Consider the following 13,931-nt stretch of genomic DNA (forward strand, 5'->3'; position numbering starts at 1 on the left):
TTTGCGTTCTACAGGATTCGAACCTGTGACCTACGGCTTAGAAGGCCGTTGCTCTATCCAACTGAGCTAAGAACGCATAAAATAATTAAATTAAAATCTAACATTAATATAATATATATGCAACTAAATTAATATTAATATTATTAAATTTTAATAATTCTAACATATATTATAGTAATATTTTTGTATACAATAAAAAATAATTGAGTTACTTACTAATGCCAGCAATAATTATAGACGGTAATAAAATAGCAAAAAAATTACAATTAAATATTTTAAAAAAAGTTAATAAAAGAAAAAAAACTGGAAAAAAAATACCGGGATTAGCTATGATTTTAGTGGGAAATCATATTCCTTCAAAAATTTATGTAAATAAAAAAAAAATAGCATGCAAAAATGTTGGTTTTTTTTCAGAATGTTGGAATTTTCCTGATAATGTTAGTGAAATAGAGATATTAAATCTTATTTCAAAATTAAATAAAAATAACAATATAGATGGAATTTTAATACAATTACCACTTCCTCAACAAATAAATCATATAAAAATTTTAAGTAGTATTATACCTGATAAAGATGTAGATGGATTTCATCCATATAATACTGGATCTTTATGTCAAAGAACACCAAAATTAAGAGCATGTACACCTAAGGGTATTATTACGATGTTGAAATATAATAAAATTAAGACTCATGGATTACATGCAGTAATGGTTGGGGCATCTAATATAGTTGGAAGACCTATGAGTTTAGAACTGTTATTAGCAGGATGCACAACTACTGTTACACATCGATTTACTAAAAATTTAAAAGATCATGTAAAAAATGCTGATTTATTAATCGTTGCAGTTGGAAAAGCAAATTTTTTAAAAGGACATTGGATTAAAGATGGATCTATCGTTATAGATGTTGGAATTAATAGATTAAAAAATGGAACAATAGTAGGTGATGTAGATTTTAAAAATGCATATTTAAGAGCATCTTATATCACTCCTGTACCAGGAGGAGTTGGTCCTATGACTGTTGCAACATTATTACAAAACACATTAGAAGCTTGTGAGAATTATCACGATATTTAAAATTTTTTATTTTTACGCCATATTGTTTTATTAGGTAAATCTTCTAAAATAATATTTAGAGATATTAATTTTTCGCGTATTTTATCCGCTTCTTTCCATAATTTTGACTGTCTTGCAATATTTCTTTTTTCTATTAAAAACTGAATCTTTTTTAATGTATATGAATTTAATGTAGTTTTTTTTTGTAAAAAATCTTCTGGATTTTGTAATAAAAATCCTAAATTATTAGCTAAATATTTTAATCGAAAAGCAAAATTATTAGTTTTTAATACATCTTTATTTTTAAAAAAATTAATTTTGCGTGCTATTTTAAAAAAAATAGAAAATACCTTAGGAGTATTAAAATCGTCATTCATTGCATCATAAAATTCAAGTTCAAAATTAACACCTTCTTCATTATTTAAAAAAGGATGAGTATTATATAATGCCGTATATAAATATTTTAATGAAATGTATGCTTGATTTAAATTTTTTTCACAATAATGAATAGGATGACGGTAATGCGTTGAAAGAAAAAAATAACGTAAAACTTCAGGATTGCACTCTTTTAAAACATTTCTTAAAAAATGAGCATTGCCTAAAGACTTAGACATTTTTTTATTATTTATAATCACCATACCAGTATGCATCCAAAAATTTATTTTCGATTTATTATTAAAGCATACAGATTGAGATCTTTCATTTTCATGATGGGGAAAAAGCAGATCGGAGCCACCTCCATGAATATCTACAGAATTATTAAAAAAAACATTAGTTATAGCACTACATTCAATATGCCAACCAGGACGTCCTCTCCCCCATGGCGAATTCCAAGAAAAATCTTTTTTTTTAGAAACTTTCCAAAGTGTAAAATCTAACGGATTTTCTTTCATTTTATTTTCAGGAATACGAGATCCGGATTTTAATAACTTTAAAGATTGACGAGATAAAACTCCATAATTAGGATCACTATTTATAGAAAAAATAACATCACCATTTTTATTTATATATGCATGTCCTTTTTGTATTAACTTTATAATCATTTCAATAATTTTATTAATATAATCTGTTACACAAGGTTCTTCATCAGGAGGAGATATTCCTAATAAATTAAAATCTTTATGCATTTCTTTTATCATAGAATTGGTAAAATCATTAATTTTAGTTTTTTCTTTTATTGATTTTAAAATAATTTTATCATCAACATCAGTAATATTTCTAATATATTTTACTTGAAAACCAGAAAAACGCAAATAACGTACTATCATGTCAAAAGCTACAAAAGTACGTCCATGTCCAATATGACAAAAATCATATACAGTAACACCACATACATATAAATTAATTTTATCTTTTTTAATAGGTTTAAAAATTTCTTTCTTTTTAGTTAGTGTATTAAAAATTTTTAACATAATTTATATCCTATAAAAATATATTAAGGAAAATAATATAAAATATGTTATTTTCCATATTATCAATGTGCTAAACTGATTAGATTATTTATTTACTAAAAACATTTATAAAATAATATTTAAAAATCAATTCTAAAGTCATTTAGAATATTTTAAAAATTAATTTGTAATAAATAATAAAAAATTAATATTTTAGAAACGTTATATATATTAAAAAATAAAATATTTTATTGAAAAAATAGGGGATTAATAATGAAAACAAAGTTACGAGAAATGTTAAAATTCCCTTGTTTTTTTACTTACAAGATTATTGGTTTAGCGCAGCCTGAACTTATTGACCAAATAATAAAAGTCATTCAAATTCAGATTCCGGGAGATTATACGCCTCAAGTAAAATCGAGTAACAGAGGAAATTATCTTTCTGTTTCAATTACAATATGTGCTAAAAATTTTGAACAAATTGAAATTTTATATCATGAAATTAGTAAAATTAATATAGTTAGAATGGTTTTATAAAAAATAAAATACATGTAAAAATGTCTATAATAATATAGTACAGCCCTATTAAAAGAGCCGTACTATAAAAAACAATTTGTATTTATGTCAAAAAAAACAAATCATTTTACAAACTAACAACATTAGCAGCAGATGGTCCTTTTGCTCCTTCAGTGATTTCGAATTCAACACTTTGACCTTCTGCTAAAGTTTTAAATCCATTACTTTGTATAGCTGAAAAATGTACAAAAACATCTTTACTTCCATCTTCTGGAGTAATAAAACCAAAACCTTTTGATTCATTAAACCACTTCACATTACCTTTGATCTTGGACATCTATATTACCTTACATGAAAAAATATACTAAATTGAAAAAAAGATTAATCAAAAATTGTTTACTATATTATGATTTTTTTAAATCATAATATAAAAAATTTAAATTCTCAATAGATTAACATGTAAATCTATTGTTAGCTAGAAAGTAATTTAATTTTAAAAAAATTTATATAAAATTTAATAAAAATATTTTTTATATTTTATGGATACTATACTATTGATAAAATAAAATAGTAATATTTTTTAGAATAATTTATTTTAAATATAAAAAAACCCGAAAAAATTTCGGGTTTTTTTTGCCTGGATTTGACCTACTCTCGCACGGGGAGACCCCGTACTACCATTGGCGTTATAGCATTTCACTTCTGAGTTCGGAATGGATTCAGGTGGTACCACTACACTATTTTTACCAGGCATTTTTATAAATTTTATTTTTTTTAAAGCAAATTAATAGAGTAATAAATTCAGTAAAACAAGCTTTTTATTAAATTTATTTTAAAAACACCTCTGGTGTTGTAAGGTTAAGCCTCTCGGGTCATTAGTACTAGTTAGCTTAACATATCACTATGCTTACACACCTAGCCTATCAACGTCGTAGTCTTCAACGTCCCTTCAGTAAACATTTCTGTTTCAGGGAAGATTAATCTTGGGGTAAGTTTCGTGCTTATATGCGTTCAGCGCTTATCTTTTCCGCATTTAGCTACCGGGCAATGCCATTGGCATGACAACCCGAACACCAGTGATGCGTCCACTTCGGTCCTCTCGTACTAGAAGCAGATCCCCTCAATCTTCCAACGCCCACGGCAGATAGGGACCGAACTGTCTCACGACGTTCTAAACCCAGCTCGCGTACCACTTTAAATGGCGAACAGCCATACCCTTGGGACCTGCTTCAGCCCCAGGATGTGATGAGCCGACATCGAGGTGCCAAACACCGCCGTCGATATGAACTCTTGGGCGGTATCAGCCTGTTATCCCCGGAGTACCTTTTATCCGTTGAGCGATGGCCCTTCCATTCAGAACCACCGGATCACTAAGACCTGCTTTCGCACCTGCTCGCGTTATCACGCTCACAGTTAAACTGGCTTATGCCTTTGCACTAACCTCACGATGTCCGACCGTGATTAGCCAATCTTCGTACTCCTCCGTTACTCTTTAGGAGGAGACCGCCCCAGTCAAACTACCCACCAGACACTGTCTCTGTGCCGGATTACGGCACTAGGTTAGAACACCGCATTTTAAAGGGTGGTATTTCAAGTTTGGCTCCATTAAAACTGGCGTTTTAACTTCACAGCCTCCCACCTATCCTACACATTAAAATTCAGAATTCAGTGTCAAGCTATAGTAAAGGTTCACGGGGTCTTTCCGTCTTGCCGCGGATATACTGCATCTTCACAGCAAATTCAATTTCACTGAGTCCCAGGTGGAGACAGCCTGGCCATCATTACGCCATTCGTGCAGGTCGGAACTTACCCGACAAGGAATTTCGCTACCTTAGGACCGTTATAGTTACGGCCGCCGTTTACCGGGGCTTCAGTCCAGAGCTTTAAGTTTCCTTTGACCCCTTCGATTAACCTTCCGGCACCGGGCAGGCGTCACACCGTATACTTCCACTTTCGTGTTTGCACAGTGCTGTGTTTTTAATAAACAGTTGCAGCCAGCTGGTATCTTCGACTAGATTCAGCTATAGGAGTAAATCCTTTCACTTAATTCTAGCGTGCCTTCTCCCGAAGTTACGGCACTATTTTGCCTAGTTCCTTCACCTGGGTTCTCTCAAGCGCCTTAGTATTCTCTACCTAACCACCTGTGTCGGTTTAGGGTACGATTTAATTTTACCTGATGCTTAGAGGCTTTTCTTGGAAGCGTGGTATCAGTTACTTCATCACCTTAGTGATTCGTCATCATGCCTCAGATTAAAGATAACCGGATTTGCCTAATTATCATACCTACACATTTAAACCAGGATAACCGTCACCTGGATAACTTAACCTTCTTCGTCCCCACTTCGCAGTAATATTAAGCACAGGAATATTAACCTGTTGTCCATCGACTACGCTTTTCAGCCTCGCCTTAGGTGTCGGCTTACCCTGCCCCGATTAACGTTGGACAGGAAACCTTGGTTTTTCGGCGAGCAGGTTTTTCACCTGCTTTATCGTTACTCATGTCAGCATTCGCACTTCTGATACCTCCAACATATTTTACAATATATCTTCTATGGCTTACAGAACGCTCCCCTACCCAGTAAAAAAATATATTTTTACTGCCGCAGCTTCGGTGCATAGTTTGAGCCCCGTTATATCTTCCGCGCAGGCCGACTTGACCAGTGAGCTATTACGCTTTCTTTAAATGATGGCTGCTTCTAAGCCAACATCCTGGCTGTTTATGCCTTCCCACATCGTTTCCCACTTAACTATGACTTTGGGACCTTAGCTGGCGGTCTGGGTTGTTTCCCTTTCCACAACGAACGTTAGCACCCGCTGTGTGTCTCCCGTGATAACATTCTACGGTATTCGGAGTTTGCATTGGTTTGGTAAGCCGGGATGGCCCCCTAGCCGAAACAGTGCTCTACCCCCGTAGATGAGTTCACGAGGCGCTACCTAAATAGCTTTCGGGGAGAACCAGCTATCTCCCGGTTTGATTGGCCTTTCACCCCTAGCCATAGGTCATCCGCTGATTTTTCAACATCAGTCGGTTCGGTCCTCCAGTTGGTTTTACCCAACCTTCAACCTGCCCGTGGCTAGATCACCGGGTTTCGGGTCTGTACCCTGAAACTTAACGCCTATTTAGGACTCGGTTTCCCTTCGGCTCCCCTATTCGGTTAACCTTGCTACAGAGTACAAGTCGCTGACCCATTATACAAAAGGTACGCAGTCATACATTTTAAAAATATACTTCCACTGCTTGTACGTACACGGTTTCAGGTTCTATTTCACTCCCCTCGCCGGGGTTCTTTTCGCCTTTCCCTTACGGTACTAGTTCACTATCGGTCAGTCAGGAGTATTTAGCCTTGGAGGATGGTCCCCCCATATTCAAACAGGATTTCTCGTGTCCCGTTCTACTTTTCGAACTCACAATATAAATTATTTCGTATACAGGGCTATCACCTTGTTTCGCTGAAATTTCCAAATCATTCTACTATAATTTATATTGATTATAGTTCTGGGCTGTTCCCTTTTCGCTCGCCACTACTAGGGGAATCTCGGTTGATTTCTTTTCCTCAAGGTACTTAGATGTTTCAGTTCCCTTGGTTTGCTTTATTAACTTATTTAATTCAGTTAATAATGATGCATAAAATTGCATCGGGTTTCCCCATTCGGATATCGACGGTTATTGCGCTTCATATCAGCTTACCGACGCTTTTCGCAGATTAGCACGTCCTTCTTCGCCTCTGACTGCCAAGGCATTCACCATGTACGCTTATTTGCTTAACCTTACAACCCACAGGTGTTTTAAAAAATAAGTTATATGCTTGTTTTCCGAATTTTTAAAGAGCTTGTTTTTTAAAATTTTAACTTTAATTTAAAAGTTATTTTGAGAATAACATAATAATTTGAATTAGTATATAATATTTTAAAAATATTTTTATTTATCGTCCCCTAGGGGATTTGAACCCCTGTTGCCGCCGTGAAAGGGCGGTGTCCTAGACCTCTAGACGAAGGGGACTTTAATATAGAAAATAACTTTTTATTTATTAATATAATAAATAACAGATCAAAAAAAAAGAGTCAAGTAATTTCTTTATTATTAGATAAAATATATAAAAAAAAATTTATAAATAAAATTTTATATTATATATTTTTTAAAAAGATTATTTTTTTAAAATATCAATAATATAATCTGTTTTTGGAAGAATATTGTGCCATAAAAAAAAAGAATGAGCCGCTTGAAAAACTAACATTCCTATCCCATTAGAAAAAAAATTTGTTCCTATTTTAAGACACCAATCAATAAAAAATGTATTATCTTTTCGATAATTCATATCATAAAAACATGTTTTTGAAGAAACTACAGATAAAGGAATAAAGTCATCTTTTTCTCCAATTAATGTTGATGTTGCATTAATAATCAAATCAAAAAATTTTATTTTTAATGAACGTTTATTAAAGATCTCTATATTTCCATATTTATTAAATTGTGAAACTAATTTTTTAGCATTTAAAAAAGTTCTATTTAAAATAAATATTGAACATCCAAATGATAGAAGAGGGAAAAGAACCCCTTTAACTGCACCACCTGCACCAATTATTAATATTGAATAATTCTTTTTGATGAAATTTAGTCTTATTAAATCAGACAACAAGCCAATTCCATCTGTATTGTCTCCTAGAATATACTTATTATCTACTTTTTTAAATGTGTTAACAGATTTAGAAATTTTAGCTCTTTCAGTTAATTTATCACAAAAAAAATATGCTTCTTGTTTAAATGGTGCAGTAATATTTGCACCTTGACCATATTTATTAAAAAAATCATGTAAAATAGTATCAAAACTATCTAATGGAACATTCACAGATTTGTAAATATGCAAAATACCTGTCTGTTTTGAAAATAAATCATGAATTTCAGGAGATTTACTATGATTAACAGGATTTCCAAACACAGCATAATTAAATTTTTGATTTTTAAACATAGCGAATTAACTTTCCATTAATAATATCAATGATCTTAGAGGGATTTTTTTCATTACCTATATTTCCATTTAATAATGGAAAATCTTTACCAAAACATTTAAAAACTTCTTCAGAAGTAAAACATGGAGTCATATTTGAAACGTTAGCGCTGGTAGATATTAAAGCTTTTCCAAAAGCATTACATAGTTTTATTATTTCAATATGAGCACTTACACGTACAGCTACAGTGTTAAATTTACCAGTTAACCAATAAGGTGCTTTAGGATGAGCTGGAAGTAAAAAAGTAAATGGTCCAGGCCAATAAAAAAAAAGTTTCTTTTTTTGTCTTTTTGATAAATATTTCTCATTAATATACATTTTTATCTGATTAAAATCTGCAGCAACTAATATAAATCCTTTTTCTACACTTCTTTTTTTTAAATTTAATAATTTTTTCACAGCTTTTTTACTAGTAGGATCACATCCTAGTCCAAACATTGATTCTGTAGGATATGCAATAACATTATCATTATGTAACATTTTTATACAATAAAGTAATGAGTTTGAAAAACAATGTTTATCCATTAACATTTTCTCATATAAAATTACTATTTTTTTGATTTAAAATGATATTATTTAATGAATAACTTCTTCTTTAAAATTAAATAATAAATTTTCAAGTTTACGATATACTAGTTCACATCCAGGTACATTAAACAATACAATTAATATAATCCATTTCAAATCTTCAAGATTTAATTCATTAATATCTAATTCCATAATTCTTTCAATAATCATTTCTCGTGTATCTAATGTTAATATCTCTAATTGTTCTAAAAACAGTATAAACCCACGACAATCAACATTTAATTTAAGAGACTCTTCTGGAGTATAAATGCGAGTAGAAATCTGATTTGATAATACATTAATAGATGAAATAATATTTTTCTTATAACAAGAAAGATTTTTTAACCAACGTAAAGCATTATAAATATCTCGTTTTTGAAAACCTATATCAAATAAATCATTAGTCAAACTATCGTAATCAATAGAAATTCTTGATTCACTATTTACATAATTTTCAAACAAATATATTAATATATCAAACATTACGTCCTCAATCACATATTAAAAAATTTAAATATTTAGTAATACATTCTATATAAGTTATTATTAATATTATTAATATTAATATAAATAAAATTCTTACTAAAAAAATATCAAAAATAAGAATAGTAAACTTTTAATTATAATAAAAAAGTTTATACTAATATATAAAATTCAACTATTTCGCATCTAAAATATATATGTCTTTGTTAAAAATACTCTATTACCCTGATACACGTTTAAGACTTATTGCTAAACCGGTAAATATAATTAATAAAAAAATACAAAAAATTGCAAATAATATGATAGATACAATGTATCAAGAAGAAGGAATTGGATTAGCAGCAACTCAAGTCAATATTCAGTTACAAATCATAGTCATTAATACAATGGAAAAAGAAAAAAATAATTTAATACTTATTAATCCTAAAATTATTCAACAAGAAGGTGATATTAGTATTGAAGAAGGATGTTTATCTATACCAGAATACCGAGCTTCTATACCAAGATATAATTATATAAAAGTTCAAGCAATTAATATTTATGGAAAAAAAATAGAAATAGAAGCAGAATCTATATTATCGATTTGCATACAGCATGAAATAGATCATCTTAAAGGTAAATTATTTATTGATTATTTATCAAAATTCAAAAGAGAAAGAATTCATAAAAAAATGAAAAAATTTAAAAAAATAATAAAAAAAAATGCTTAATCAAGGAATAAAATAAATTTGAAAAAATTAAAAATTATTTTCGCTGGGACAGAATATTTTTCTGCTGAACATTTAAATGCACTAATTAGTTCTTCACATGATGTAATTTCAGTAATTACTCAGCCAGATAGTTCTTCTGGAAGAGGACAAAAAATCACTTTTTCTCCTGTAAAAAAACTATCTATAAATAATAAAATTTCTATTTTACAACCTTTAAACCTAAACGATAAGAACTTTCAAGATAAATTATTAAAACTTAATGCAGATATAATGATAGTTGTATCTTATGGGAAAATAATACCAAAAAAAATTCTTACCATGTTTCCAAAAGGTTGTATTAATGTTCACCCTTCACTATTACCTAGATGGCGAGGAGCCACTCCAATTCAGTCATCAATTTTACATGGTGATAAAAAAACAGGTATCAGTATTATTAACATGAATGATAAAATTGATTCTGGTACTATAATACATTCAATAATATGTAATATATCTTCAAACGATACTACTCAAAGCTTATCTTTAAAACTAATAAAAATTGGAATACAAGCACTGTTAGAAGTCCTGGAAAAAATCATATCAAATACAATTATTAAAAAAAAACAAAATGAAAAAAATGTAATTTTATCAAAAAAAATATGTAAAAAAGATGGTTTATTAAACTGGAATTTAGCAGCTGAAAGATTAGAACGTTTAATACGAGCATTTAATCCATGGCCCGTATGTTATTTTTTATTAGAAAATAAGACTATAAAGGTATGGCAATCAAAAGTGATTCCTATTGTACGATCACATTTCTCTGCAGGAGAGATTATATCCTCTAATAAAGATGGAATTCAAATAAATACATCTTATCAAATATTAAATATCGAGAAACTACAATTACCTGGAAAAAAAATTATGGATGTTAAAAATATAATTATTTCTAAAAAAAATCTATTTAAAATTGGTACAATCATATAAAAAAATATTTATATATTTTAAAAATATTGTTTCTTAAAAAAATCTATATTATAAAAAATAAGCAAACGGTATATTTCCGTTTGCTTTAAAATTATTTTTAATAATTTTTTATAAAAACAACATACATTTTATTCTTCTATAATTTCTTCTTTTTTATTTTTTTTAACACGATCAACTAATTCAATATAGGCCATTGGAGCTTTATCTCCAGATCGAAATCCACATTTTAAAATACGAGTATAACCTCCTAATCTACTAAAAAAAAAAGGCCCTAAATTTTTAAATAATTTTGCTACAATTGTATTGTCACGAATACGAGAAAATACTAATCGTCTGTGTGCAACAGTGTCTGTTTTAGATAAAGTAATAATAGGCTCGACAATACGACGCAGTTCTTTTGCTTTTGCTAAAGTAGTTTTTATAACTTCATGCGTAAATAACGAACATGCCATATTTTTTAACATAGAATTAAGATGAGCACTATTACGATTTAATTTACGACCACTTTTCCGATGACGCATAAATTTATTCCTTCTATTAAGATATTAATATAAAATAAAATATAAATTATTCATCTAAAATACTTGATGGTGGCCAATTTTCTAATCTCATACCAAGAGATAAACTTCGAGAAGCTAATATATCTTTAATTTCAGTTAAAGATTTTTTTCCCAAATTAGGAGTTTTTAAAAGTTCTACTTCAGTTCTTTGTACCAAATCACCAATATAATGTATAGATTCTGCTTTAAGACAATTTGCAGAACGTACTGTCAGTTCTAAATCATCTACTGGACGTAATAAAATAGGTTCAAATTCAGGTTTTTCTTCTTTAATTTCAGGTTCACGAACATCTCTTAAATCAACAAAAGCTTCTAATTGTTCTGCTAAAATAGTAGCTGCTCGTCGAATTGCTTCTTCTGGATCAATCGTTCCATTTGTTTCCATTTCAATTACTAATTTATCTAAATCAGTTCTTTGTTCTACACGTGCAGCTTCTACATTATAAGAAATTCTGTCTATGGGACTATAACAAGCATCAACTAATAAACAACCTATTGGTCGAGAATCTTCTTCTAAATGAATTCTCGAAGAAGCAGGAATATAACCTCTTCCACGTTGCACTTTTATTCTCATCTTAATAGAAGCATTTTCATAAGTTAAGTGACAAATAACGTGTTCTGGTTTAATAATTTCAACATCGCCATCATGTATGATGTCTGCAGCAGTAACTGAACCAATACCAGATTTATTCAATGTAAGAAAAGCTTCATCTTTACCATATAATTTTACAGCTAATTCTTTTAAATTTAATAATATTTCTAGAATATCTTCTTGTATACCTTCTTTAGTGCTGTACTCATGAAGTACTCCATCAATTTCAACTTCAGTTACAGCACATCCTGGCATGGAAGAAAGGAGAATTCTACGAAGTGCATTTCCAAGCGTATGACCAAATCCTCTTTCTAATGGTTCTAAAGTCACTTTAGTATGAGTTGCACTAATTTGTTCAATATCCACTAAACGGGGTTTTAAAAAATTCATGATAGAATTCTGCATGTTGTCCTCTTATTAATAACTAAATTTATTATTTAGAATAAAGTTCAACAATTAAGTATTCATTAATTTCTGCAGATAAATCAGAACGTTCAGGAAATCTTTTAAAAATACCTGTCATTTTAATTGGATTAACTTCTAACCAGATTGGTTTTTCTCTTTGTTCAACAAGTTCTAAAGCAGCTTTTATTCGTGATTGATTTTGAGATTTATTTCTAATAGAAATTAGATCATTAGGAACAATTTGATATGAAGCAATATTAACAATTTTATTATTAACCATGATACATTTATGATTAATTAATTGTCTTGATTCAGCACGCGTACAACCAAAACCCATACGATAAACCACATTATCTAATCTAGATTCTAATAACTGTAATAAATTTGCTCCGGTATTACCTTTTAAACTAGCAGCTATTTTATAATATATTTTAAATTGTCGTTCTAAAACACCGTATAAACGACGTACTTTTTGCTTTTCACGTAATTGGACAGCATAATCAGATAATCTAGGTTTACGAATACCATGTTGTCCAGGAGGCTGTTCTAATTTACATTTTGATTCTATTGGACGAAGACCTGATTTAAGAAATAGATCAGTACCTTCACGTCGACTTAATTTTAATTTTGGGCCTAAATATTTTGCCATTTTATTCTCCAAAAAAAATTCCTAAAAATTATACACGACGTTTTTTAGGAGGACGACAACCATTATGAGGAATTGGAGTCACATCAGTAATATTTGTAATACGAAATCCAGCTGCATTTAAAGCTCGAATTGTAGATTCTCTACCGGGACCGGGCCCTTTAACCATAACTTCTAAATTTTTTATACCATAATCTTTTACGATTTCTGCACAACGTTCAGCAGCAACTTGTGCTGCAAAAGGAGTAGATTTTCTAGAACCCCGAAAACCAGAACCTCCTGAAGTTGCCCAACCTAAAGCATTCCCTTGTCTATCAGTAATAGTGACAATAGTATTATTAAAAGAAGCATGAATATGAGCTATACCATCTAAAATTTGTTTTTTTGCACGTCTACGTGTACGAACAGATGCTGAATTCTTTACCATAATTAATCTTACCTAAATTATTTTTTTATTGGTTTTCGAGGACCTTTACAAGTTCTTGCATTAGTTTTAGTTCTTTGTCCATGTACTGGAAGACTTCTACGATGACGTAAACCACGATAACAACTTAAATCGATTAAACGTTTAATGTTTAAAGTTTTTTCTCTTCTTAAATCACCTTCAACAACATATTTTGCAACATGTATTCTTAAAAGATCAATTTGCTCTTCATTTAAATCTATAATCTTAGAATATTCAGAAATATTTGCAATAGAACAAATTAATTTAGAACGTTTTTTACCAATTCCATATATTGCAGTTAATGCAATTAAAGTATGTTTATTTTCAGGAATATTAATACCTGCAATACGTGCCATATTATCAAATCCTATAAATGTATTTTAGATAAATCTATAAAACTGAAGATAATAATTAATATTAAAAAAATTTAATTAATAAAAATTATTAACCCTGACGCTGTTTATGTTTTGGATCATTACTACAAATAACTCTTACAACATTATTTCTTCTTATTATTTTGCAGTTTCGACACAGTATTTTTACAGAAGCCTGTACCTTCATTATATTTCCTTTAATTTTAAAATATAAAAT

Annotated in this window: 15 protein-coding genes, 2 tRNA genes and 2 rRNA genes; 4 read left to right on the top strand and 15 right to left on the bottom strand. The window is 29.8% G+C overall.

All coding sequences use genetic code 11. The features are described 5' to 3' along the window. Window positions 1–2 precede the first annotated feature (2 nt). A tRNA-Arg gene (locus D9V61_RS02470) sits at window positions 3–76 on the bottom strand. A gap of 142 nt (window positions 77–218) precedes the next feature. Between D9V61_RS02470 and folD the strand changes: the two genes are divergently transcribed. Next, window positions 219–1,076, top strand: a complete 858-nt coding sequence (gene folD, locus D9V61_RS02475; RefSeq protein WP_158339653.1) for a bifunctional methylenetetrahydrofolate dehydrogenase/methenyltetrahydrofolate cyclohydrolase FolD — start codon at window positions 219–221, stop codon at window positions 1,074–1,076. Here the strand turns inward: folD and cysS are convergent. Further along, window positions 1,073–2,467, bottom strand: a complete 1,395-nt coding sequence (cysS, locus tag D9V61_RS02480) for a cysteine--tRNA ligase (protein ID WP_158339654.1) — start codon at window positions 2,465–2,467, stop codon at window positions 1,073–1,075. The two genes, folD and cysS, sit on opposite strands and share 4 nt — an antisense overlap. 252 nt (window positions 2,468–2,719) lie before the next feature. On the opposite strand from cysS, the gene ybeD reads away from it, so the two are divergent. Then, window positions 2,720–2,983: a DUF493 family protein YbeD gene (ybeD, locus tag D9V61_RS02485; protein WP_158338733.1), complete on the top strand. Its 264-nt coding sequence runs from the start codon at window positions 2,720–2,722 to the stop codon at window positions 2,981–2,983. A gap of 106 nt (window positions 2,984–3,089) precedes the next feature. Here ybeD and cspE read toward each other — a convergent pair whose 3' ends face one another. From cspE to D9V61_RS02520, 7 genes are all read right to left on the bottom strand, one after another. Then, a complete protein-coding gene (cspE, locus tag D9V61_RS02490) occupies window positions 3,090–3,299 on the bottom strand; it encodes a transcription antiterminator/RNA stability regulator CspE (protein ID WP_025369112.1) in 210 nt (69 codons plus the stop codon). 298 nt (window positions 3,300–3,597) lie between these two features. Then, window positions 3,598–3,713, bottom strand: a 5S ribosomal RNA gene (rrf, locus tag D9V61_RS02495). Window positions 3,714–3,816: 103 nt separating this feature from the next. Then, window positions 3,817–6,730, bottom strand: a 23S ribosomal RNA gene (locus D9V61_RS02500). 159 nt (window positions 6,731–6,889) lie between these two features. After that, window positions 6,890–6,962: transfer RNA gene (locus D9V61_RS02505), tRNA-Glu, on the bottom strand. A 145-nt stretch (window positions 6,963–7,107) separates the two neighbouring features. Next, window positions 7,108–7,929 (bottom strand): shikimate dehydrogenase, encoded by an 822-nt coding sequence (aroE, locus tag D9V61_RS02510; protein WP_158339655.1) that lies wholly within the window; start codon window positions 7,927–7,929, stop codon window positions 7,108–7,110. Next, window positions 7,922–8,449, bottom strand: a complete 528-nt coding sequence (locus D9V61_RS02515; protein ID WP_158339770.1) for a Sua5/YciO/YrdC/YwlC family protein — start codon at window positions 8,447–8,449, stop codon at window positions 7,922–7,924. The genes aroE and D9V61_RS02515 overlap by 8 nt, the downstream gene beginning before the upstream one ends. A 96-nt stretch (window positions 8,450–8,545) precedes the next feature. Beyond that, entirely contained in the window at window positions 8,546–9,019 is a 474-nt protein-coding gene (locus D9V61_RS02520) for a DUF494 family protein (protein ID WP_158339656.1), read from the bottom strand. Window positions 9,020–9,216: 197 nt separating this feature from the next. Between D9V61_RS02520 and def the strand changes: the two genes are divergently transcribed. After that, window positions 9,217–9,729 carry a peptide deformylase gene (gene def, locus D9V61_RS02525; protein ID WP_158339657.1) on the top strand — a complete coding sequence of 171 codons (513 nt, stop codon included), beginning with the start codon at window positions 9,217–9,219 and terminating at the stop codon, window positions 9,727–9,729. An 18-nt stretch (window positions 9,730–9,747) separates the two neighbouring features. After that, entirely contained in the window at window positions 9,748–10,692 is a 945-nt protein-coding gene (gene fmt, locus D9V61_RS02530) for a methionyl-tRNA formyltransferase (protein WP_158339658.1), read from the top strand. 128 nt (window positions 10,693–10,820) lie between these two features. On the opposite strand, the gene rplQ is transcribed toward fmt, so the two are convergent. The 6 genes from rplQ to rpmJ form a co-directional block, all read right to left on the bottom strand. Beyond that, complete coding sequence (gene rplQ / locus D9V61_RS02535) at window positions 10,821–11,213, bottom strand: 50S ribosomal protein L17 (protein ID WP_158339659.1); 393 nt, start codon at window positions 11,211–11,213, stop codon at window positions 10,821–10,823. 46 nt (window positions 11,214–11,259) lie between these two features. After that, on the bottom strand, window positions 11,260–12,249 hold the full coding sequence (locus tag D9V61_RS02540; RefSeq protein WP_158339660.1) for a DNA-directed RNA polymerase subunit alpha: 990 nt from the start codon (window positions 12,247–12,249) through the stop codon (window positions 11,260–11,262). A gap of 28 nt (window positions 12,250–12,277) precedes the next feature. Then, window positions 12,278–12,898: a 30S ribosomal protein S4 gene (gene rpsD / locus D9V61_RS02545; protein WP_158339661.1), complete on the bottom strand. Its 621-nt coding sequence runs from the start codon at window positions 12,896–12,898 to the stop codon at window positions 12,278–12,280. A gap of 28 nt (window positions 12,899–12,926) precedes the next feature. Next, complete coding sequence (rpsK, locus tag D9V61_RS02550; protein ID WP_158339662.1) at window positions 12,927–13,322, bottom strand: 30S ribosomal protein S11; 396 nt, start codon at window positions 13,320–13,322, stop codon at window positions 12,927–12,929. Window positions 13,323–13,339: 17 nt separating this feature from the next. Further along, window positions 13,340–13,696 (bottom strand): 30S ribosomal protein S13, encoded by a 357-nt coding sequence (gene rpsM, locus D9V61_RS02555; protein WP_158339663.1) that lies wholly within the window; start codon window positions 13,694–13,696, stop codon window positions 13,340–13,342. Between the two features lie 88 nt (window positions 13,697–13,784). Next, on the bottom strand, window positions 13,785–13,901 hold the full coding sequence (rpmJ, locus tag D9V61_RS02560) for a 50S ribosomal protein L36 (RefSeq protein WP_014499634.1): 117 nt from the start codon (window positions 13,899–13,901) through the stop codon (window positions 13,785–13,787). Window positions 13,902–13,931: the final 30 nt, after the last annotated feature.

The sequence above is a fragment of the Buchnera aphidicola (Acyrthosiphon lactucae) genome (assembly GCF_005083565.1).
Classification (GTDB): domain Bacteria; phylum Pseudomonadota; class Gammaproteobacteria; order Enterobacterales; family Enterobacteriaceae; genus Buchnera; species Buchnera aphidicola_AH.

Excerpts from the sequence above, each read along its gene's own strand:
- cspE (WP_025369112.1), bottom strand. The coding sequence starts at position 3,299 with ATGTCCAAGATCAAAGGTAATGTGAAGTGGTTTAATGAATCAAAAGGT.
- D9V61_RS02540 (WP_158339660.1), bottom strand. The coding sequence starts at position 12,249 with ATGCAGAATTCTATCATGAATTTTTTAAAACCCCGTTTAGTGGATATT.
- cysS (WP_158339654.1), bottom strand. The coding sequence starts at position 2,467 with ATGTTAAAAATTTTTAATACACTAACTAAAAAGAAAGAAATTTTTAAA.
- ybeD (WP_158338733.1), top strand. The coding sequence starts at position 2,720 with ATGAAAACAAAGTTACGAGAAATGTTAAAATTCCCTTGTTTTTTTACT.
- rpsK (WP_158339662.1), bottom strand. The coding sequence starts at position 13,322 with ATGGTAAAGAATTCAGCATCTGTTCGTACACGTAGACGTGCAAAAAAA.
- aroE (WP_158339655.1), bottom strand. The coding sequence starts at position 7,929 with ATGTTTAAAAATCAAAAATTTAATTATGCTGTGTTTGGAAATCCTGTT.
- D9V61_RS02515 (WP_158339770.1), bottom strand. The coding sequence starts at position 8,449 with ATGTTACATAATGATAATGTTATTGCATATCCTACAGAATCAATGTTT.
- def (WP_158339657.1), top strand. The coding sequence starts at position 9,217 with ATGTCTTTGTTAAAAATACTCTATTACCCTGATACACGTTTAAGACTT.
- folD (WP_158339653.1), top strand. The coding sequence starts at position 219 with ATGCCAGCAATAATTATAGACGGTAATAAAATAGCAAAAAAATTACAA.
- rplQ (WP_158339659.1), bottom strand. The coding sequence starts at position 11,213 with ATGCGTCATCGGAAAAGTGGTCGTAAATTAAATCGTAATAGTGCTCAT.
- rpmJ (WP_014499634.1), bottom strand. The coding sequence starts at position 13,901 with ATGAAGGTACAGGCTTCTGTAAAAATACTGTGTCGAAACTGCAAAATA.
- rpsD (WP_158339661.1), bottom strand. The coding sequence starts at position 12,898 with ATGGCAAAATATTTAGGCCCAAAATTAAAATTAAGTCGACGTGAAGGT.
- D9V61_RS02520 (WP_158339656.1), bottom strand. The coding sequence starts at position 9,019 with ATGTTTGATATATTAATATATTTGTTTGAAAATTATGTAAATAGTGAA.
- rpsM (WP_158339663.1), bottom strand. The coding sequence starts at position 13,696 with ATGGCACGTATTGCAGGTATTAATATTCCTGAAAATAAACATACTTTA.